Source organism: Myxococcota bacterium (genome assembly GCA_041389495.1).
Lineage (GTDB): Bacteria > Myxococcota_A > UBA9160 > UBA9160 > UBA4427 > JAWKRT01.
The window spans coordinates 696,225-715,403 of sequence record JAWKRT010000001.1; the positions used below are offsets into that span (position 1 = coordinate 696,225).

The following is a 19,179-nucleotide window of genomic DNA, read 5'->3' on the forward strand; positions in this document are numbered from 1 at the left end:
ACTCCTAGAATCGCCGGTCGTGCAGTCCCAGGCCGAGTACCGCGTCGAGGAGCTGGCGAGCGCCGCCGGCGTCACCGTCGACACCGTCCGCTTCTACCAGGGCAAGCGCCTGCTCCCGCCGCCGCGCCGCGAAGGGCGCGTCGCGTGGTACGGCCCCGTCCATCTCGAGCGCCTGCGCCGCACGCGCGCGCTGCTCGCCGAAGGCTTCACGCTCGCGCAGATCGCGAAGCTCTTCGCGGGCGAGCACGCGGCGGACGCGAGCGGCGAGGGCGCGCCGCGCGCCGGAGGCGAGGCGGACGCGACCGCCGCGCTGCTCGCCGCGCTCGTCGCCGAGTCGGTCGGCGAGCGCGCCCTGTCGCGCAGCGAGCTCGCCGCGGAGTCGAAGGTGCCCGAGGCGTTGATCGCCGCCGCGCAGTCGGCCGGGTTGATCGCGCCGATCGAGGTCGACGGCGAGGAGCGGTTCGCGCGCGCCGATGCCGAGCTCGCGCGCGCCGGGCTCGCCGTCCTCGGTCGCGGCTTCCCGCTGGCCGAGCTCCTCGACGTCGCGGTCGCGCACGCGCGGCGCGTCGAGACGACGGCCGACGCGGCGATCGGGCTCTTCGACGCGCACGTGCTCGAGCCGGCGCGCGCGCGCGCGGCCGCGGGCGACGCGAGCGCGGCCGCCGCGTCCGACGACGCGGTGGCGGACGCGTTCCGCGCGCTGCTGCCCGAGGCGGCGCGGCTCGTCGCGCTCCACTTCGAGCGCACGCTCGTCCGGCGCGCGCTCGAGCGGCTCCGCGCGCGCGGCGAGCGCGAGGCGCTCGAGAAGGCGCTCGCCGAGACGCGCTCCGCGCGCCTGGAGGTGTCGTGGCGACGTTAGGTCGGGGCGCCGCCGGGTCGCCGCGCGCCGACGCGCTTCCGCCGGCCGAGCACAAGCGCGCGCAGGTGCAGTCGATGTTCGACCGCATCGCGCCCCGCTACGACCTGATGAACCGCCTCATGAGCGGCGGTCTCGACCAGGGCTGGCGACGGCGCGCGCTCGCGCTCGCGCGCGTGGGCCCGGGCGATCGCGTGCTCGACCTCGCCTGCGGGACGGGCGACCTCTGCGAGCTCGCCGCGGCGCTCGGTGCGCGCGTCGTCGGAGCCGACTTCGCGCGCGAGATGCTGCGGGGCGCGCAGGCGCGCGGCGCGACGCCCGCACTCGTGCAGGGCGACGCGGCGGCGCTCCCGTTCGCCGACGCGAGCGTCACGGTCGTCACGTGCGGGTTCGCGCTGCGCAACTTCGTGTCGCTCGCCGACGTCTTCCGCGAGCTCGCGCGCGTCCTCGCGCCGGGCGGTCGCATCGCGCTGATCGACGTCGACCGCCCGCGCAGTCGGCTCGTGCGCGCCGGCCACTCGCTCTACTTCGATCGGATCGTGCCGCGGCTCGGCGGCCTGCTCTCGGACGCGGACGCCTACCGCTACCTGCCGCAGTCGACGGTCTACCTGCCCGAGCCACCGGCGCTGCTCGCGATGCTCGAGGGCGCGGGCTTCCGCGACGTCGCGAAGCACCGGCTGCTGCTCGGCGCCGCGCAGATCCTGACGGCGGTCCGCGCCGCGGAGGCGGGCGAGTGACGGCCGCATCGCTCCTCGCCGGCCCGCTCCGCGCGGCGCTCGCGGCGCGCGCGCGCGAGGCCGTCGAGCGCGGCGGCATCGCGGTGGCGCGCGTCGAGGTGGCGGCGCGCGACGGCGCGGGGCTCGCGCTCTTCGCGGCCGTCGCGTGCGACGCCGTCGCGTGCGACGCGGGCGCGCGCGATGCGGGCGCGACGTCGCGCGACGAGGCTGGCGGGTCGCGCGCCGTGCGCGCGGCCGTCGACCGCGCGCGCGCCGCCGACCTCGCGGTCGGGAGCGGCGAGCGCTTCTACTGGGATCAGCCGTCGGAGCGGCGCGCGCTCGCCGCGCTCGGCGCGGTCGCGTCCGTCGAGGCGTCCGGCGCCGAGCGGCTCGACGTCGCGGCCGCGCGCGCCCGCGCGCTCTTCGCCCGCATCGCGCTCGCCGCGGACGGCGCGCCGACCGAGCTCGCCCCCGCGCTCGTGGGAGGCTTCGCCTTCGAGCCCGAGGACGGCGCGCGCGGCGACTGGGCGGGCTTCGCGCCGCTCTCGTTCGCGCTTCCCGCGCTCGGCTGGGCGCGCGACGGCAACCGCGCCCATGCGTTCGCCGCGGCGGCGCCCGGGCCGGGCGAGTCGCCGGCGTCGCTCGCCGCGCGCATCGAGGCCGCCCTCGCGCCGCTCGCGGCCGCGCTCGGCGACGCGCGCGTCGACGACGCACTGCGCCGACCGCCCGCGACCGCGAGCGCGTACACGGCGCGCCCCGATCGCCCGCACGCCGACTACCTCGCCGCGGTCGACGCGGCGCGCGACGCGATCGGCGTCGGCGCGCTCGAGAAGGTCGTCGTCGCGCGCTCGCTCGCGGTCGAGACGGACGTGCCGTACGACGCCGTCGCGCTGCTCGCGTCGCTGCGGCGCGTGCACGCGACCTCGACCGTGTTCGCGGTCGCGCGCGGCGACGGCGTGTTCGCCGGCGCGACGCCCGAGCGGCTGCTGCGCATCGACGGCGACCGGCTCGCGACCGCGGCACTGGCCGGCACGGCGCCTCGCGGCCGCAGCCCCGACGAGGACGACCGGCTCGCGCGCGCGCTGCGCGAGAGCGAGAAGGACCAGGAGGAGCACGCGTTCGTCGCGCGCGACATCGAGGCGGTGATCGCGCCGTTCGTCGAGCGCGTCGAGCGCGACGAGGCTCCGGACCTGCTCGCGCTCGACGGCATCCAGCACCTCCACACGCCGATCGGCGGGCGCCTCGTCGCGCGCGCGGACGGCGGCCGCCCGCACCTGTTCGAGATCGCCGCGCGCCTGCACCCGACGCCGGCCGTCGGCGGCGCGCCGCGCGCCGCCGCGCGCGCGTGGATCCGCGCGCACGAGCGGCTCGCGCGCGGCTGGTATGCGGGCGGGGTCGGCTTCGCGACGGCCACGGGCGGCGGCGAGCTGCGCGTCGCGCTCCGCTCCGGTCTCGTGCGCGGCGCGCACGCGCGTCTGTTCGCGGGCGCGGGCATCGTCGCCGGCTCGGTGCCCGAGAACGAGCTCGCCGAGACGCGGCTCAAGCTGCGCGCGATGCTGTCCCAGCTGACGGAGATCTGAACGTGGACGCGGCCGAGCGCGAGCACCGCCGCGCGACGTATGCCTACGCACTCGCGTTCGTCGACGCGCTCGCCGCGCACGGCGTCGAGCGCGTCTGCGTCTCGCCCGGCTCGCGCTCGACGCCGCTGTGTCTCGCCGTCGGCGCGATCGAGCGCGCGAGCGCGGGCGCGCTGCGCGCGAGCGTGCACCTCGACGAGCGGTCGGCGGGCTTCTTCGCGCTCGGCGCGGCGAAGGCCACCGGGCGACCGGTCGCGCTCGTGTGCACGTCGGGAACGGCGGCCGCGAACTACCTGCCCGCGGTCGTCGAGGCGCACCACGCGGGCGTGCCGCTCGTCGTGCTGACGGCCGATCGGCCGCCCGAGCTGCGCGACCGCGGCGCGGGCCAGACGATCGACCAGGTCGGCCTGTACGGCTCGCACGTGCGCTGGTTCCACGAGGTCGCCGTGCCCGGGCCGGGAGGGCCGCCGCCGCGGCACGCGCGCACGCTCGCGGCGCGCGCGGTCGCCGAGGCGACGCGCCGCCCGCGCGGGCCCGTGCACGTGAACTGGCCGCTGCGCGAGCCGCTCGAGCCCGAGCGCTCGCCCCTCGACGCGCGCGAGCTCCTCGCCGCCGGGGCGAGTGGCGCGGGGCCGCGCACGGGCCGCGGGGCGCAGGCGGAATCCGATGGCGGGCCGCGCGGGGACATCGCGGCGACGCGCGCCGCCGTCGCGCTCTCGGCGCGCGCGTCCGCAGCGGCGCCGGCGTCCATCGAGCTGCTCGCGCGGCTCGCCGCCGAGTGCGCGCGCGGCGTCCTCGCGCTCGGCCCGTCGGACGACGACGTCGCGCGCGAGGCGGCCGCGCTCGCGGCGGCGAGCGGCTGGCCGCTGCTCGCGGAGCCGACGTCGGGCGCGCGCGCGCGCGTCGAGGGCGGCACCTCCGTCGCGCACGCCGACCTCTTCCTGCGCGACGCGGGCTTCGCGCGCGCACACGCGCCCGACGTCGTCGTGCGCATCGGGCGATCGCCGACGAGCAAGCCGCAGCGCCGCTGGCTCGAGGCGGCGCCGCCGCGCGCACTCGTGCTGGTCGACCCCGACCGCGCGTGGAACGACGCGAGCGCACTCGCGACGCACTGGCTCGACGACGAGCCGGGCGCGCTCTGCGCCGCCGCCGCCGCGCGGCTCGCGCGCGACGCCCTTCCGCCGCGCGCAGCGGACGGCTTTGCCGCGGACTTCGCGCGCGCCGACGCCGCGTGCGCGCGCGCGATCGACGACGTCCTCGCGAGCGCGCCGCAGCTCGGATCGCCGGGGGTCGTGCGCGCGATCGCCGATGCGCTCCCCGACGACGCGTGGCTCTTCGCGTCGAACAGCATGGCCGTGCGCGACGTGGACGCCTACTGGCCGCTCGAACGCGCGCCGCGCCGCGTGCTCGCGTGCCGCGGTGCGAGCGGCATCGACGGCGTGACGTCGGCGGCGCTCGGCGCGGCGGCCGCGAGCGGGCGGCGCGTCTGCCTGCTCACCGGCGACCTCGCGTTCCTGCACGACGTCGGCGGGCTCGTCGCGGCGGCCGACCTCGCGCTCGACGCGACGATCGTCGTCGTGAACGACGACGGCGGCGCGATCTTCTCGTACCTGCCGATCGCCGCGCACGCAGAGCACGTCGACTTCGACCGCTGGTTCCGCACGCGCCACGGCCGCGATCTCGCGCACGCGTGCGCGCTCGCGGGCGCGCGTCACGCGCGCGTCGACTCCGCCGCCGCGCTGCGCGAGCGCCTCGCCGCGAGCTTCGGCGAGCGCGGCGTCTCGGTCGTCGAGGTGGCGGTCGACGCCGCCGCGAACCTCGCGCAGCACCGCGCGATCGAGGCCGCCGCGCTGCGCGCGCTCGCGGCCGAGCGCTTCGCGCTCGGCGCTGGGGCGGGCGCGTGAGCGGCGCGGGAGGTCGTGCGGCGCCGGGCGCGGCCTCGTCCGCGCCGGGCGGCGCGGCCGGTGCATCCGTGCTGCACCGCGTCGACGTCGGCGACGGCCTCGCGCTCGCCGTGCACGAACGCGGCGCGGGCCCGCCCGTCGTCGTGCTGCACGGATTCACGGGCGCGGCCGGCAGCATGCGCGGCGTCTGCGACGCGCTCGCCGCGACGCATCGCGTGCTCGCGGTCGACCTCGTCGGTCACGGCGCGAGCGACGCGCCGCGCGGCGTCGCTCGCTATGCGATGGACGACTGCGTCGCGCAGCTCGCGCGCGCGTGCGGCGCGCTCGGCGTCGAGCGCGCGGCGTGGGTCGGCTACTCGATGGGCGGGCGCACCGCGCTCCAGGTCGCCGTCGCGCGGCCCGCGCTCGTCGGGAAGCTCGTGCTCGTCGGCGCGACGGCGGGCATCGCCGACCCGGCGGCGCGCGCCGAGCGCGTCGCGAGCGACGAAGCGCTCGCCGCGCGCATCGAGGAGCGCGGCGTCGAGGCCTTCGTCGACGAGTGGATGGCGCTCCCGCTCTTCGCGAGCCAGGCGCGGCTCGGCCGGGCCGCGCTCGCGCAGGCGCGTCGCGAGCGCCTGTGCAACGTCGCGCACGGCCTCGCGAACAGCCTGCGCGGGATGGGAGCCGGCGCGCAGCGGCCCGTGCACGACGCGCTCGTGCGCATCGCGTGCCCGGTGTGTCTCGTGGTCGGCGAGGAGGACGCGAAGTTCCGGGCGATCGCCGAGGCTCTCCTCGCGCGGCTCGGGAGCGCGTCGCGCTCGCGCATCGAGGTCGTTCCCGAGGCGGGGCACGCCGCGCACCTCGAGAACCCGTCGCACTTCGCGGCGGTCGTCGGGCGCTTCCTCGCCGCGTCGCCGGACGCCGGGGAGGGAGCATGAGCGATCCGCATCCGCCGCTGGCGATGGCGCCGTCGCGCGCGCGCGCGTGGTGGCTCGCGGTGCGGCCCCGCACGCTCGCGGTGGCGGTCGGACCGGTCGCCGTCGGCACCGCGGTCGCGCACGCGGGCGGCGCGCTCCGCGTCGACGCCGCGCTGGCCGCGCTCGCCGGCGCGCTGCTCCTCCAGGTCGGCAGCAACTTCGCGAACGACGTGTACGACAGCGAGAAGGGCGCCGACACCGAGCACCGGCTCGGCCCGCCGCGCGCCGTGCAGCTCGGGCTGCTGTCGCCGGCCGAGATGAAGCGCGGCATGGCGGTCGTCTTCGCGCTCGCCGCCGCCGTCGGGCTCTACCTGGTCGCGATCGCGGGCTGGCCCGTCGTCGCGATCGGCGTCGCGTCGATCGCGACGGCCTGGGCCTACACGGGCGGGCCGTATCCGCTCGGCTATCACGGGCTCGGCGACGTCGCCGTGTTCGTCTTCTTCGGGCTCGTCGCGGTCGCGGGAACGGAGTACGTGCAGTCGCTGCGGCTCTCGGCGGAGGCGCTCGCGGCCGCCGTGCCGGTCGGCCTCCTCGCGACCGCGGTGCTCGTCGTCAACAACCTGCGCGACGTCGAGACCGACCGCGTCGCGGGCAAGCGCACGCTCGCCGTGCGGCTCGGCGCGCGCGCGGCGCGGGGCGAGTACGCGGCACTCGTGCTGGCGCCGTACGCGCTCCTGCCTTGCTATGCGGTCGCGTTCGGCGAGAGCCTCGCGGTGCTGCTCCCGGTGGTGACGCTGCCGCTCGCGTGGCCGCTCGTGCGCGGCGTCCTCGGAGGCGCGGTCGGCGCGGCGCTGAACCCGGTGCTCGGCGCGACGGCGCGGCTCGGCCTCGCGTTCTCGCTCGCGTTCGCGCTCGGCTACGCGCTGTGAGTGGCGGCGCGACGGCCGAGCTCTTCGAGCTCCGCCTGCCGCTTCTCGCTCCGCTCGCGACGGCGCACGGCGCGATCGCCGAGCGGCGCGGCTTCGCCCTCGCGCTGCGCGGCGACGACGGCGTGTGCGGCGCGGCCGAGGCGCTCCCGCTGCCGGCCTTCGGCGGCGAGTCGCTCGCGGCGTGTCGCGCCGCGCTCGGAGCCGCGCTCGCGGGGCTCGCCGCGCGCGCCGCGCACCCAGCGGATGCGATGCGTCCCGCGCGCGGAGCCGACGGCGTCGCGCGGCGCGCGGCCGACGGCGCGCGCGTCGCTCCTCCGCTCGGCACCGCGCCCGTCTCGTCTCCGCTCGACGCTGCGCTCGAGCGAGCGCTCGCGGATGCGCCGGTCGCGCGCGCGGCGTGCGAGACGGCGCTCCTCGATCTCGCCGCGCGGCGCGCGGGCGCGCCGCTCGCGGCGCGGCTCGGCGCCGTCGCCCCGCGTCTCCCGGCTCGCATTCCCGTGAACGCGCTCGTCGGCGACGGCGCACCGGAGGAGGCCGCGCGCGCCGCGCGCGCGGCCGTCGACGCGGGCTTCCGCGCCGTGAAGTGCAAGGTCGGCGCGGCGCCGCTCGCGCGCGACGTCGAGCGGGTGCGCGCGGTGCGCGACGCGGTCGGGTCGGCCGTCGCGGTGCGGCTCGACGCGAACGGCGCATGGGACGAGCGCGGGGCGGGCGCCGCGCTCGCCGCGCTCGCGCCGTTCGCCATCGAGTGGGTCGAGCAGCCGATCCCGCCCGGCGACGTCGACGCGCTCGCGCGCGTGCGCGCGGCGTCGCCCGTCGCGATCGCGGCGGACGAGTCGCTCGTCGACGCGCGCGAAGCGGCGCGGGTCGTCGAGTGCGCGGCGGTCGACGCGGTCGTGCTCAAGCTGCCGCCGCTCGGCGGCCCGCTGCGCGCGCTCGCACTCGCGCGCGCGGCGCGCGCGCGCGGCATGGCCGTCTGCGTCACGTCGTTCCTCGACGGCTCGCTCGGCGTCCGCGCCGCCGCGCACGCGGCGCTCGCGTGCGCGGAGGACGGCGCGCTCTCGGCCTGCGGGCTCGCGACGTCCGATCGGCTCGCGGCGGACTCGTGCGCGCCGCTTCGCGTCGAGAACGGCGCGCTCGTCGTCGACGGCGACGAGCCCGGCCTCGGCGCGCCGCTCCGCGCCGGCGCGCTCGGCGCCCCGATCGCCGCGGAGCGCGCGGGGTGACGCGCGCCAGCGGGATCGACGTCGCGCGGCCGTGGCTCGCGCAGCGCGCGCAGGCGAGCCCGCGCGCCGAGGCGCTCGCGTGGCGCGACCCCGCATCGGGCGCGCTCCGCGCGCTCGACTACGCATCGCTCGCCGAGCGCGCCGACGCGCTCGCGCGACGGTTGCGCGCGCTCGGCGTCGCGCCCGGCGACGTCGTCGCGATGCTCGTCCCGAGCGCGCCCGTCGTCGCGCCGCTCGTCCACGCCGTGCACGCGTGCGGCGCGGCGGTGCTCGCGCTCAACGCGCGGCTCCCCGACGCCGAGCTCGCGCGCCAGGCGCGGCGCGCGCGCGCGCGGCTCGTGCTGACGACGCGCGCCGACGCCTCCGCGCGGCCCGCGCTCGTCGCCGCGTGCCCGCCGGCGGCCGTCGAGCCGGGCGACGACGCCGGCGCGCGCATCGAGTGGCTCGCTTCCGACGTCGCGGGCGGCGCCGACGCCAGCGCCGCCTCCGGGCCCGGCCCGGCGCCCGCGCGCCTCGCGCCGTGCGACGCGCCGCTCGCCCGGCGCATCGACCCCGAGGCCACGGCCGTCGTGCTCTTCACGTCGGGCACGACGAGCGCGCCGCGCGGCGTGCGCCTCGCATTCCGCGCGTTCGCGGCGAGCGCGCGCGCGTCGTCGGCGCGGCTCGGGAGCGCGCCCGGCGACCGCTGGCTCGCGTGCATGCCGCTCTTCCACGTGGGCGGCCTGTCGATCCTCTTCCGCAGCGTCTTCGACGGCACGAGCGCGCTCGTGCACGCGGGCTTCGACGCGCGGGCCGTCGCGCGCGAGCTCGACGACGACGCGATCACGCAGGCGTCGTTCGTCGCGACGATGCTCGCGCGCGTGCTCGACGAGCGCGGCGCGCGGCGCGCGCCGGCGCGCCTGCGCAGCGTGCTGCTCGGCGGCGGCCCGTGCCCCGAGCCGCTGCTCGAGCGCGCGGCGGCGCTCGGCTATCCCGTCGCGCCCACCTACGGGCTCACCGAGGCGTGCTCGCAGGTCGCGACGCGCGCGCCCGGCGATGCGGAGCGCCCGCTCGGCGCGCACCTCGCACCGCTCGACGGAACCGAGCTGCGCATCGCCGCGGACGGCGAGATCCTCGTGCGCGGGCCGACGCTCATGACGGGCTATCTCGACGACGCCGCGGCGACGGCGCGCGCGCTGCGGGACGGCTGGCTCCACACCGGCGACGTCGGCGCGCTCGACGCGCGCGGTCGCCTCGCCGTGCTCGACCGCCGCGACGACCTGATCGTCTCGGGCGGCGAGAACGTGGCGCCCGCGCGCGTCGAGGCGGTGCTGTGCGCGCACCCGGCCGTCGAGGACGCGGCCGTCGTCGCGCGCGCGGACGCGGAGTTCGGCGCGCGGCCGTTCGCGTTCGTCGTGCGGCGCGCGGGCGCGGAGCTCGACGCCGACGCGCTGCGCGCCTTCTGTCGCGAGCGGCTCGCGGGCTACGAGGTGCCGGTCGGCTTCGCGGAGCGCGACGCGCTGCCGCGCACGGCGTCCGGCAAGCTGCGGCGCGGCGAGCTGCGCGCCGAGCTCGCCCGCGCCGAGGCGCGTTAGTCGGGGGTGGGCGCGGCCGTCGCGGCCGCGGAGGCTTCGCGCCCGCCGCTCCGCCGCTTCGCGCGCTCCTCGAGCGCGACGGCGATGCGGTCGCGCACGCGCTCGGCGAGCTCCTCGGTCGTGAGCGAGGCGAAGGTCTCGTAGGGGATCGGCTCGAGCACCGTCACGTCGATCGGGTGGCGACCCTGCAGCACGAAGCCGCGCTTCGGGAGCGCGTCGGCCGTGCCGTGGAGCGCGATCGGCACGATCGGCGACTTCGTGCGCAGCGCGAGCTCGAAGGCGCCGGTCTTGAAGCGGCGCATCCGGCCGTCCGGCGACCGCGTGCCTTCCGGGAAGATCATCACGGACGAGCCGCCGCGCAGCGCCTCCTCGCACGCCTTGAACATCTGCACGACGCTCGACCGCTCGCCGCGGCGCAGCGGGATGTAGCGGTTGAGGCGCATGTTCCAGCCGATCAGCGGCACGCGGAAGTTCTCGACCTTCGACACCCACTTGAAGTGCTTGAAGAGCCGGAAGAGCACGAGGATGTCGAGCAGCGAGAGGTGGTTGGCGACGAGGACGGACGGGCGCGCGTCGTCGATGCGGTCGAGCCCCGAGAGCGTGACGGGCCACGCCGGGTTGAGCCACGTGTAGAGCGAGCCCCAGAAGCACGTGAAGCGGTGGAGCGCGACGAGGCGCCGATCGAACGGCGCCGTCACGAGCCAGACCAGCACCGCGACGGGGAAGAGCGCGAACGAGCTCGCGACCAGGAAGGCCCAGAAGACGGCGGAGCCGAGGCGCCTCAGCATGCGCGCAGTCTACCTCGCGGCCCCGCGCGGGCGGGCGCCGCGCGCGCTCGCGGCCCGCTCCGCCGCGGCGGCCACGAAGGCGCGCAGGAGGGCGCCGTCGGCCTCGCCCGCGAGGCCTTCGGGATGCCACTGCACGCCGATCGCGAACGGCGCGTCGGGTGCCTCGATCGCCTCGATCAGCCCGTCCGGTGCGTGCGCCGCGACGCGCCATCGCCCGGGGTCGGCGACGCCCTGGTGGTGCCGGCTCTCGACGCGCGCGGCGTCCGCGCGCGCGGCGCGCGCGAGCCGGCTCGCCGCTTCGATCGCGATCGCGTGCACGGCCGGCGGTGCGCCGCCGCCGCCGTGCGCGACCTCGCTCGGCGCGTCGACGGGCAGGTGCGCGTGGAGCGCGCCGCCCGCTTCGAGCGCCATGAGCTGCATGCCGTAGCAGATGCCGAGCGTCGGCATCGCGGCGGCGAGCGAGGCGCGCAGCAGCGCCGCGTCGAACGCGACCTGCTCCGGGTCGGCGAGCTCGAAGACGCCGTCGGGGTAGTCGGCGCGCGCGCGGGCGGGCGGGAAGTCGTCGCCGCCCGGGAGCAGCAGCGCGTCGACGTGCGCGATGACGTCGGCCGCGCGCTCGGGTGCGTCGGTGGGGAGCAGCACGGGCGCGCCGCCGCACGCGGCGACGGCGCGTGCGTAGGCGCGGTCGCTGAAGAGCGTCGCGCGGCCGCCGCGCAGGCGTCCTCGGGCGTCGAGCGAGACCGGGATGCCGACGACGGGGCGCACGGCGCGCGAGTATACGGGCGCGGCGAGGTTCAGGGCGCTCGCGCCACCGCCGATGAGGCCCGGGCCCGGGCGCGCGGCGCGCGTCCGGTCGAGCGCCCGCGCGCGGCGGGCACCTTGGCGGGGGCACGGCGCGAGTGGCGGACGGAGCCGAAGAGCGCGGGGCGGACGAGCGGACGACCGTCGTCGTCGGCTTCTCGCGCCCCACCTCCGAATCGGAGGGCGCGGGCTGCCTCGTCCAGATCTTCGGCGAGGGACTCGGACGCAAGGTCGCGCTCGAGCCCGGCCGAGCGGTCGTCGGCCGCGACGGCGAGAACGACGTCGTCATCCCGCTCGACTCGATCTCGCGCCGCCACTGCGCGATCCGCACCGCCGGCGACCGCACCGAGATCGAGGATCTCGGCTCGACCAACGGCACGTTCGTGAACGACCACCGCCTCGCGCCGGGCGCGCGCGCCGAGCTCCGCACCGGCGACCTCGTCCAGCTCGGCGCGGTGATCTTCAAGTTCCTGTTCGGGAACGACCTCGAGGCGCTCTACCACGAGGAGATCTACCTGTCGTCGGTGGTCGACGGGCTCACGCAGATCTACAACCGCCGCTACTTCGACGAGCACCTCGACCGCGAGATGGCGCGCGCGCACCGCCACGCGCGGCCGCTCGCGCTGCTGCTCCTCGACGTCGACCACTTCAAGGAGATCAACGACCGCCACGGCCACCTCGCGGGCGACCACGTGCTCGTCGCGCTCGCGAAGCGGATCCGCGAGAGCGTGCGCCGCGAGGACTGCTGCGCGCGCTACGGCGGCGAGGAGATCGCGATCGCGAGCCCCGAGACGTCGCTCGCGCAGGCCGTCGTGTTCGCGGAGAAGCTCCGCGGGTGCGTCGAGGCCTGCGACCTGCGCTTCGACGGGGCGTCGATCCCCGTGACGGTGTCGATCGGCGTCGCGGCGCTGACGCCCGACATGGACCATCCGCGCGATCTCGTCGGCGCCGCCGATGCGCGCCTCTACGAGGCCAAGCGCGGCGGTCGCAACCGCGTCTGCAGCTAGGCGAGGCCCGCGCGCCGCTGGCCCGGTGGGGATCGGCGAGGCATCCTGCGCGCCGATGCCGGCCCGCCGTCGCTCCAGCTCCTCCGACGACACCACCGACGAAGGCGGGTCGAGCCCGGCGCGCTCGCGCGCGCGCGGCGGGGCCGGTCGCCGCGTGCTGATCGCGGGCTGCGGCTACGTCGGCGTGCGGCTCGCGAGCCGGCTCGCGCGCGAGGGCGCTTCCGTCTTCGCGCTGCGGCGCGGCCGCGGCCCGCTCCCCGTCGGCGTCGAGCCCGTCGTCGCCGACCTCGCGCGCATCGAGACGCTGGGCTCGCTGCCGCCGCGCATCGACGCGGTGGTCTACACGGCGGCTCCGGGCACGTCGGACGAGGCCGCGTACCGCAGCATCTACCTCGACGGCGTCGACAACCTGCTGCGCGCGATCGCCGAGCGCGGCGAGCGGCCGCCGCGCTTCGTGTTCGCGTCGAGCACGGCCGTCTACGGCCAGGATCGCGGCGAGTGGGTCGACGAGACGTCGCCGACCGAGCCGCGGCGCTGGAACGGCGAGACGCTGCTCGCCGCCGAGCGCCTGCTCGCCGCGCGCCTGCCGGAGGCGATCGCCGTGCGCTTCGGCGGCATCTACGGGCCGGGGCGCACGCGCCTCGTCGACCAGGTGCGGCGCGGCGAGGCGCGGCTGCGCAAGGGCGAGCACTTCACGAACCGCATCCACCGCGACGACGCGGCCCGCGCGCTCGCGCTGCTCGCGCTCGCCGACGCCCCCGCGCACCGCTGCTACCTCGGCGTCGACGACGAGCCGGCCGACGAGAGCGACGTGCTCACCTACCTCGCCGAGCTGCTCGGCGTCCCCGCGCCGCCGCCGGTCGACGACGGCCGGCGCGCGCCGCGGCGCGCGGGCAGCAAGCGCTGTCGCAACGATCGCCTCAAGGCCGAGGGGCTCGCGCTGCGCTTCCCGACCTTCCGCGAAGGCTATGCGGACATGCTCCGCGCCGCGCGGGCGGCGCGCTAGGCGCGTGCCGCGCTTCCACGCGGGCCGCGGCTTCGCGCCGGCCGCGCTCGCCATGCCGGGCGCCGTCTACTCGCCCTTCGCCGAGCGCGCGCGGGCCGAGGGGCGCGACGTCGTCGCGCTCCACGTCGGCGACACGTGGATGGAGCCCTTCGAGGGCGCGCGCATGGAGGCGCTGCGCACGGCCGACTACCCGGGCCTGCACCGCTACGGCCCGACGCAGGGGCTGCCCGCGCTCGTCGACGCGCTCGTCGAGAAGGTGCGCGCGCGCAACGGCCTCGCGTGCGAGCGCGCGGGCGTGCTCGTCGGTGCGGGCGCGACCTCGGTCCTCGCGAACGTGATCGGCGCGATCGCATCGCCGGGCGACGAGGTCGCGATCCTCGCGCCGTTCTGGCCGCTCGCGCGCGGCATCGTGCAGGCCTTCCGCGCGACGCCGGTCGAGGTTCCCTTCTACGACCGCGTGCGCGACGTCGACGAGGCGGTCGCCACGGTGCGCGCGCGCATCGGGCCGCGCACGGTCGCGCTCTACGTGTCGAGCCCGTCGAACCCGACGGGCCGCGTGCTGCCGCGCGCGTGGCTCGAGGCGCTCGCCGGGCTCGCGCGCGAGCACGACCTCTGGCTCGTCTCCGACGAGGTGTACGAGGAGCTCGTCTACGAGGGCGCGCACTTCTCGGTCGGCGCCGTCGCGCCCGAGCGCACGGTGTCGGTGTTCTCGTTCTCGAAGACGTACGGGATGGCGGGCAACCGCGTGGGCTACGCGGTCGGGCCGCCGCCGCTCGTCGAGCAGGCGCTCAAGATCGGGACGCACACCGCCTATCACGCGCCCGTCGCCGGGCAGGTCGCCGCGCTGCGCGCGCTCGAGGGCGGCGCGGAGTGGGTGGCGAACGCGCGCGCGCTCTACCGCGACGCCGGCCGGCGCGCGGCCGCCGCGCTCGGGCTGCCCGCGCCCGAGGGCTCGACCTTCCTGTTCGTGGACGTCGCACGCGCGCTCGACGAGCGCGGCATGCCGGGCTTCCTCGAGCGCTGCTTCGAGGACGGCGTCCTCGTCGCGCCGGGCGCCTCGGCGGGCTCCGACTACGCGAGCTGGGTCCGCCTCTGCTACACGGCCGCGCCGCCCGATCGCGTGGCCTGGGCCATCGAGCGCCTCGCGGCGCGGCTTCGTTAGGCCGGGCCGTCCCCGGCGACCACGCGCCAGCCGCGGATCTCGCCCACCACCTCCTGCGGGAGCGCGTGCTCGAGCGCGCCGGCGAGGCAGTGGTCGCGGTACCAGTCGAAGGGCGCGAGCGGGCCCGGGCCGGGCGCGAGCGCGAGATAGACGTGCGCTTCGAGCGCGGTGCCGTCGCGCGCGTGCACGACGCACGCGCTCCGCGCGTAGCCCCATTCGAAGCGGTCGAGCGCGGGCCAGTCGGCGCGTGCGAGCTCGAACACGACGCCCCACGCGTCGCGCGCGGCGTGCGGGACGAGGTTGGCCTTGCCGCTGCCGTCCTTCCCGCGTTTGTTGCAGACGAGCGCGTGGCCCGCGAGGCGCGCCGCGCCGACGTGGCGCGCGCTCGCGATGCGCGCGCGCAGCCGCGCGGTGCTCATGTTCGATCCGTAGGCGAAGTAGAGATCCTGCATGCGCGCGTGCTGTCGTATGCTGCCGCCCCCGGATCGCCCGTCGACGAAAGCGCCCGTCGACGAACGCTCGCGAAGGAAGCCGATGGCCGAGACGCTCGAGTACGACCCGTTCGCCGAGATCATGCGCCACGACCCGTTCCCGGTCTACGCGCGGCTGCGCGCCGAGAGCCCTGTGCACTACGTCGAGCGGCTCGACGCGTGGGCGCTGTCGCGCTTCGAGGACGTGTGGAGCGCGGGCCAGGACGGCGAGCACTTCGACCAGCCCGGCCCCTCGTTCCAGAACATCGGCGACGAGGAGCCGCCGATCTTCCAGGGCGACGACCCGGGCCGGCGCACCATCTTCATGATGAACCCGCCGCACCACACGGCGCTGCGCAAGGCGCTGACCCGCTACTTCTCGCCGCGCGCCGTCGCGGAGCTCGAAGGCGACGTGCGCGCGCAGGTGCGCGCGTGCCTGGCGAAGGTGCTGCCGACGGGGCGCATGGACGCCATCGCCGACCTCGCGGGGCAGGTCTCGGTCGCCGTCGCGTGCCGGCTGATCGGCCTCCCGGCCGAGGACGGCGCGATGCTCTCGGGCCTCGTCGCGCGCTTCTTCTCGCGCGAGCCGGGCGTCGAGGGCATGTCGCCCGCGGCGATGGCCGCGGCCGTCGAGCTGAACGAGTACCTGAAGCGCACGGTCGCGCTGCGGCGTCGCGAGGGCGTCGGCGCGCGCGACGACATCCTCGACGTCTACCTCGCGCAGGCCTTCGACGGCCAGCCGTACGACGACGACGAGATGGCCGGCCACCTGATGACGCTCGTCGTCGGCGGCACGGAGACGCTGCCGAAGGTCTTCGCGGGCGGCGTGCTGCAGCTCGCGCGCCACCCCGCGCAGCGCGCGCATCTCGTCGCGCGCCCCGACGAGATCCGGGACGCGTTCACCGAGATCCTCCGCTACGAGATGCCGACCCAGCTCCTCACGCGCAAGGTCCGCAGGGACGTCGAGCTGCGCGGCCAGCGCCTGCGCGAGGGGCAGGGCGTGCTGCTCCTCTACCGCTCGGCGAACCGCGACGAGAACGAGTTCGCCGAGCCCGACCGCTTCGACGTCGCGCGCCGCCCGCCGCGCATCCTCTCCTTCGGCCACGGCGGCCACGTCTGCCTCGGCCAGCACGCGGCGCGCCTCGAGGCGCGCGTCATGTACGAGGAGCTGCTCGCCGCCGTGCCCGAGTACGACGTGCCCGAGGCAAGCGTCGTGCGCGCGCACAGCGAGTTCGTCGACGGCTATCTCGCGATGCCGATCGAGTTCGAGAAGCGCGAGCTCGCGGGCTAGGCGCGCAGCCCCGCTACGGCGCGTACCAGATCGGCGACGTCCAGGCGCGCTCCTGCACGGTCTTGCGGTGGTCGGCCGCGCAGCACGGCTCGAAGCCGCGCGTGATCGTCTCGGGCCGGCTGCAGTCGACGCCGCCCGCGACGCAGCGCTGCTGGCTCCAGCGGCACGTCGGGTTCTCGAGCACGCGCGCGTAGTAGAAGGCGCCCTGCTTCGCGTCGAAGGCGGGGTCGCGCCACACGGCGCACAGGTTCGCGGCGCCGTCACCGCTCGTCGCGCACGTCGAGGTGTCGACGCTCGCGCCGTTGTCGCCTCCGGCGACGTCGTAGACCTTCTCGTGCGTCGCGCCCTTCGCGTCGACCCAGCCCTTCACGATCTGCACGCGCTGGAGCGGCGTGCCGGGCGAGGCGGGCGTGCCCGGGTCGGCGAGCGCGGACACCGCGAACACGGGCGCGCCGCCCGCCGCGCCGGGCTCCGGGAGGTCGCCGCCCATCGGCACGCCGCCCGCATAGCCTCGCGCCGCGAAGTCGGGCGCCGCGCACAGGTCGTCGGGGTAGTCCCAGCCGCCGAAGAAGCGCACGACGTGGCGCGGGCCGCTCGTGCCGTACGTCTCGCGTCGCGTGAGTGCCGCGAAGATCGAGTCGCGCGCGTTCTCCTCGGCCCACACGACGGCGAGCCCGCCCGGGTTGTTCTCGAGGTTGTCGGGCAGGCCGGGCGCGAGGCCCGCACCGGCCGCGAGGCCGGCGCCGCCGTGGCCCTTCGCGTTGCGCTCGTCGACGAGTCCGGGCGTGCCGAGGTGCGTGTCCGTGCTCGCGATGATCCCGTACTTGAGCGGGTTCACGCCGAGCTCCTTCTCGAGCGCGAGCCCTTTCTTGAGCGCCTCGCGCACCATCGCGCTGCGCTTCGGCTTGCCGATGTCGCTCAGCAGCCCGGTGTTCGTCATGACCGGCGCGCGCGAGATCTGCGCGCCCGCGAAGCTGTCGTAGGGGAGCTTCTCGAAGCCGCACGCCTCGTCGACCGTGTCGCCCGCGAGCAGGCACTCCGAGTCGCCCTTGTGCTGCATGATCTCGATGACGGGCTCCATGCGCTGGCGCAGCACGGCCTCCTCGCGCGTCACCTCGCCGTTCGCGTCGGCGAGCGACGTGAGCTTCGCCGTCATGAACATGAGGCCGTCGCCGCCGAGGTTCGAGTTGTGCGGGATGGTGAGCGCGTCGCAGCCGGTGCCGGCGTCGAGGCACTCGCGCCGCAGATCCTGCCAGTGCTGCCAGGCGGAAGCGTCCTCGATCCAGTTCGACGGCAGGTCCGTCACGCGGTCGTTCCGGAAGACGACGTTGCGGTGCAGGTTCTGCGACGTCGCCGTGGCCGTCCACTCGTAGCCGACGAAGCTCGTGAAGCGGCACTCGGCGCTGCGGTCGTACGCCTCCTCGGCGGCGGCGCGGATGTCGTTCCACGCGCTGCGCGTGTTGCCGTGGCAGAGCTCGGCGTCCGCGGTCGCCGCGGGGCAGAAGTTCCAGCGCTGCTTGAGCACCATGCCGCGCACCGCGAGCGGCGCCGTGAGCACGGGGCGCATGTTCTGGTAGAGCCAGCACAGGTCGCTGTCGTAGCCGGGCGCGCTCGGGTCGTTGCACGTGCGCACCTCGCCCAGCATCTCGGCGTGGTCCGTGACGACCGTGAAGTCGAGCGGGCGCTCGAGCTGCGCGCTGCGCAGCGCCTGGCCCTTCGCGTCGTACGGCTGGAGCCCGACGCGCTCGCCCTTCGCGAAGCGGTACGCGTCGCGCGGCGTGTTGCGCGTGTCCTGGGTCGACGCGTCGAACGAGAACGCGGTGTGCACGTGGGTGTCGCCGAAGAGCGGCTTGCGCAGCGGCTGGTAGTCGGCGCACGCCTCGCGCTGCTCCGTGACGGCGTAGGGGCGCTCGACGGCGTCGGCCGACGCGGCTCCCGGAGCGGAGACGAGCGCGGCGAACGTCGCCGCGAGGAGCGCGGGCGAGAGGAAGCGGACGCGGGGCGCGAGCGGCATGGAGCCCTCCGGAATGGCGGAGCCGTGGAGCGGATGCGAACGGGGCGCGCAGCCTATCACGCGCGCGCAGTGGCGCGCGGTCGGGTACACAGTGCGGCCGCGGGCTCCACTCGGGGCGGCGCGAGGGAGATCCGACCCGATGGCGAGCGACGACGCAGTGCGCGCACCGAGCCCTTCCGAACTCTTCGATCTGCGCGGCGCGAACGCGCTCGTGGTCGGCGCATCGAGCGGGCTCGGCGCGCGCATGGCGCGCGTGCTCGCGAGCGCGGGCGCCGGCGTCGCGCTCGCCGCGCGCCGCCGCGACCGGCTCGACGAGGAAGCCGCGCACATCCGAGCGGGCGGCGCATCCTGCGCGGTCGTCGAGGCCGACGCCGCGCGCGCAGGCGAGATGGAGCGCGCGGTCGCCGAGGCCGAAGCCGCGCTCGGCGAACTGTCGCTGCTCGTCTACGTCGCCGGCATCTCGCCGCTCGGCCGCGCCGAGCGCCACGCGCGCGCGAAGTGGGATCAGGCGCTCGCCGTGAACCTGACGGGTGCGTTCGACGCGTCGCAAGCCGTCGGTGCGCGCTGGATCGAGCGCGGAACGCGCGGCGCGATCGTCCTGGTCGGCTCGATCCTCTCGTTGGGCGCGAGCGCGACCCACAAGACCGTCGGCTACTCGGCCTCGAAGGCCGGCCTCGCGAACCTCGGGCGCCAGCTCGCCGTCGAGTGGGCGCCCCACGGCATCCGCGTCAACTCGATCCTGCCCGGCTACTTCGCGACCGAGATGACGATCGACCCCGCGCACGGCGACATCGCGCCCGACCAGCGCGCGCGCATGGAGACGTTCACGCCGATGGGCCGCGTCGGCGCCGTCGAGGAGATCGACACGGCGTTGTTGTTCCTCGCGTCGCCGGCATCGAGCTTCGTGACCGGTGCGCTCGTGCCGGTCGACGGCGGCTGGACGGCCTGGTAGGTGCCGCGGCGCA

General features: G+C 77.1%; 17 protein-coding genes. 13 read left to right on the top strand and 4 right to left on the bottom strand.

The window, feature by feature from the left end; all coding sequences use genetic code 11:
* Nucleotides 1-19: 19 nt before the first annotated feature.
* From R3E88_03070 to menE, 8 genes are read left to right on the top strand one after another with little or no spacing between them, the layout of a single operon-like run.
* The gene (locus tag R3E88_03070) at nt 20-859 is read left to right on the top strand and encodes a MerR family transcriptional regulator (GenBank protein ID MEZ4215435.1); all 840 of its coding nucleotides are present in this window, start codon (nt 20-22) and stop codon (nt 857-859) included.
* Nucleotides 847-1,593 carry a ubiquinone/menaquinone biosynthesis methyltransferase gene (locus R3E88_03075; GenBank protein ID MEZ4215436.1) on the top strand — a complete coding sequence of 249 codons (747 nt, stop codon included), beginning with the start codon at nt 847-849 and terminating at the stop codon, nt 1,591-1,593. Before R3E88_03070 ends, R3E88_03075 begins: the two co-directional genes overlap by 13 nt.
* Nucleotides 1,590-3,152 (top strand): isochorismate synthase, encoded by a 1,563-nt coding sequence (locus R3E88_03080; protein MEZ4215437.1) that lies wholly within the window; start codon nt 1,590-1,592, stop codon nt 3,150-3,152. The genes R3E88_03075 and R3E88_03080 overlap by 4 nt, the downstream gene beginning before the upstream one ends.
* A 2-nt stretch (nt 3,153-3,154) precedes the next feature.
* Nucleotides 3,155-5,053 carry a 2-succinyl-5-enolpyruvyl-6-hydroxy-3-cyclohexene-1-carboxylic-acid synthase gene (gene menD, locus R3E88_03085; protein ID MEZ4215438.1) on the top strand — a complete coding sequence of 633 codons (1,899 nt, stop codon included), beginning with the start codon at nt 3,155-3,157 and terminating at the stop codon, nt 5,051-5,053.
* Nucleotides 5,050-5,970, top strand: a complete 921-nt coding sequence (menH, locus tag R3E88_03090; GenBank protein ID MEZ4215439.1) for a 2-succinyl-6-hydroxy-2,4-cyclohexadiene-1-carboxylate synthase — start codon at nt 5,050-5,052, stop codon at nt 5,968-5,970. Before menD ends, menH begins: the two co-directional genes overlap by 4 nt.
* The gene (locus tag R3E88_03095) at nt 5,967-6,878 is read left to right on the top strand and encodes a 1,4-dihydroxy-2-naphthoate polyprenyltransferase (protein MEZ4215440.1); all 912 of its coding nucleotides are present in this window, start codon (nt 5,967-5,969) and stop codon (nt 6,876-6,878) included. The genes menH and R3E88_03095 overlap by 4 nt, the downstream gene beginning before the upstream one ends.
* A complete protein-coding gene (locus R3E88_03100) occupies nt 6,875-8,101 on the top strand; it encodes a mandelate racemase/muconate lactonizing enzyme family protein (protein ID MEZ4215441.1) in 1,227 nt (408 codons plus the stop codon). The genes R3E88_03095 and R3E88_03100 overlap by 4 nt, the downstream gene beginning before the upstream one ends.
* Nucleotides 8,098-9,675: an o-succinylbenzoate--CoA ligase gene (gene menE / locus R3E88_03105; protein ID MEZ4215442.1), complete on the top strand. Its 1,578-nt coding sequence runs from the start codon at nt 8,098-8,100 to the stop codon at nt 9,673-9,675. The genes R3E88_03100 and menE overlap by 4 nt, the downstream gene beginning before the upstream one ends.
* On the opposite strand, the gene R3E88_03110 is transcribed toward menE, so the two are convergent.
* Together R3E88_03110 and R3E88_03115 are read right to left on the bottom strand one after the other, a co-directional pair.
* A complete protein-coding gene (locus R3E88_03110) occupies nt 9,672-10,463 on the bottom strand; it encodes a lysophospholipid acyltransferase family protein (protein MEZ4215443.1) in 792 nt (263 codons plus the stop codon). The genes menE and R3E88_03110 overlap by 4 nt on opposite strands.
* A gap of 9 nt (nt 10,464-10,472) precedes the next feature.
* Nucleotides 10,473-11,228 carry a gamma-glutamyl-gamma-aminobutyrate hydrolase family protein gene (locus R3E88_03115; protein MEZ4215444.1) on the bottom strand — a complete coding sequence of 252 codons (756 nt, stop codon included), beginning with the start codon at nt 11,226-11,228 and terminating at the stop codon, nt 10,473-10,475.
* 134 nt (nt 11,229-11,362) lie between these two features.
* On the opposite strand from R3E88_03115, the gene R3E88_03120 reads away from it, so the two are divergent.
* The 3 genes from R3E88_03120 to R3E88_03130 all read left to right on the top strand — a co-directional run bounded on the left by R3E88_03120 (nt 11,363) and on the right by R3E88_03130 (nt 14,439).
* On the top strand, nt 11,363-12,271 hold the full coding sequence (locus R3E88_03120; GenBank protein MEZ4215445.1) for a GGDEF domain-containing protein: 909 nt from the start codon (nt 11,363-11,365) through the stop codon (nt 12,269-12,271).
* Nucleotides 12,272-12,425: 154 nt separating this feature from the next.
* Nucleotides 12,426-13,277, top strand: coding sequence for an NAD-dependent epimerase/dehydratase family protein (locus tag R3E88_03125; protein ID MEZ4215446.1), 852 nt, complete (start codon nt 12,426-12,428; stop codon nt 13,275-13,277).
* A 4-nt stretch (nt 13,278-13,281) separates the two neighbouring features.
* A complete protein-coding gene (locus R3E88_03130) occupies nt 13,282-14,439 on the top strand; it encodes a pyridoxal phosphate-dependent aminotransferase (protein MEZ4215447.1) in 1,158 nt (385 codons plus the stop codon).
* Here R3E88_03130 and R3E88_03135 read toward each other — a convergent pair.
* Nucleotides 14,436-14,891: a gamma-glutamylcyclotransferase family protein gene (locus R3E88_03135; GenBank protein ID MEZ4215448.1), complete on the bottom strand. Its 456-nt coding sequence runs from the start codon at nt 14,889-14,891 to the stop codon at nt 14,436-14,438. The genes R3E88_03130 and R3E88_03135 overlap by 4 nt on opposite strands.
* Nucleotides 14,892-14,973: 82 nt before the next feature.
* On the opposite strand from R3E88_03135, the gene R3E88_03140 reads away from it, so the two are divergent.
* Nucleotides 14,974-16,200: a cytochrome P450 gene (locus R3E88_03140; protein ID MEZ4215449.1), complete on the top strand. Its 1,227-nt coding sequence runs from the start codon at nt 14,974-14,976 to the stop codon at nt 16,198-16,200.
* Between the two features lie 13 nt (nt 16,201-16,213).
* Here the strand turns inward: R3E88_03140 and R3E88_03145 are convergent, their stop codons facing one another.
* Complete coding sequence (locus R3E88_03145) at nt 16,214-18,214, bottom strand: DUF3604 domain-containing protein (protein MEZ4215450.1); 2,001 nt, start codon at nt 18,212-18,214, stop codon at nt 16,214-16,216.
* A 139-nt stretch (nt 18,215-18,353) separates the two neighbouring features.
* Here R3E88_03145 and R3E88_03150 point away from each other — a divergent pair, with 139 nt between their 5' ends.
* Nucleotides 18,354-19,166 (top strand): SDR family oxidoreductase, encoded by an 813-nt coding sequence (locus R3E88_03150; GenBank protein ID MEZ4215451.1) that lies wholly within the window; start codon nt 18,354-18,356, stop codon nt 19,164-19,166.
* Nucleotides 19,167-19,179: the final 13 nt, after the last annotated feature.

Coding starts and splice junctions, on each gene's coding strand:
- R3E88_03095 (MEZ4215440.1), top strand. CDS start 5,967: ATGAGCGATCCGCATCCGCCGCTGGCGATGGCGCCGTCGCGCGCGCGC.
- R3E88_03110 (MEZ4215443.1), bottom strand. CDS start 10,463: ATGCTGAGGCGCCTCGGCTCCGCCGTCTTCTGGGCCTTCCTGGTCGCG.
- R3E88_03135 (MEZ4215448.1), bottom strand. CDS start 14,891: ATGCAGGATCTCTACTTCGCCTACGGATCGAACATGAGCACCGCGCGG.
- R3E88_03140 (MEZ4215449.1), top strand. CDS start 14,974: ATGGCCGAGACGCTCGAGTACGACCCGTTCGCCGAGATCATGCGCCAC.
- R3E88_03145 (MEZ4215450.1), bottom strand. CDS start 18,214: ATGCCGCTCGCGCCCCGCGTCCGCTTCCTCTCGCCCGCGCTCCTCGCG.
- R3E88_03150 (MEZ4215451.1), top strand. CDS start 18,354: ATGGCGAGCGACGACGCAGTGCGCGCACCGAGCCCTTCCGAACTCTTC.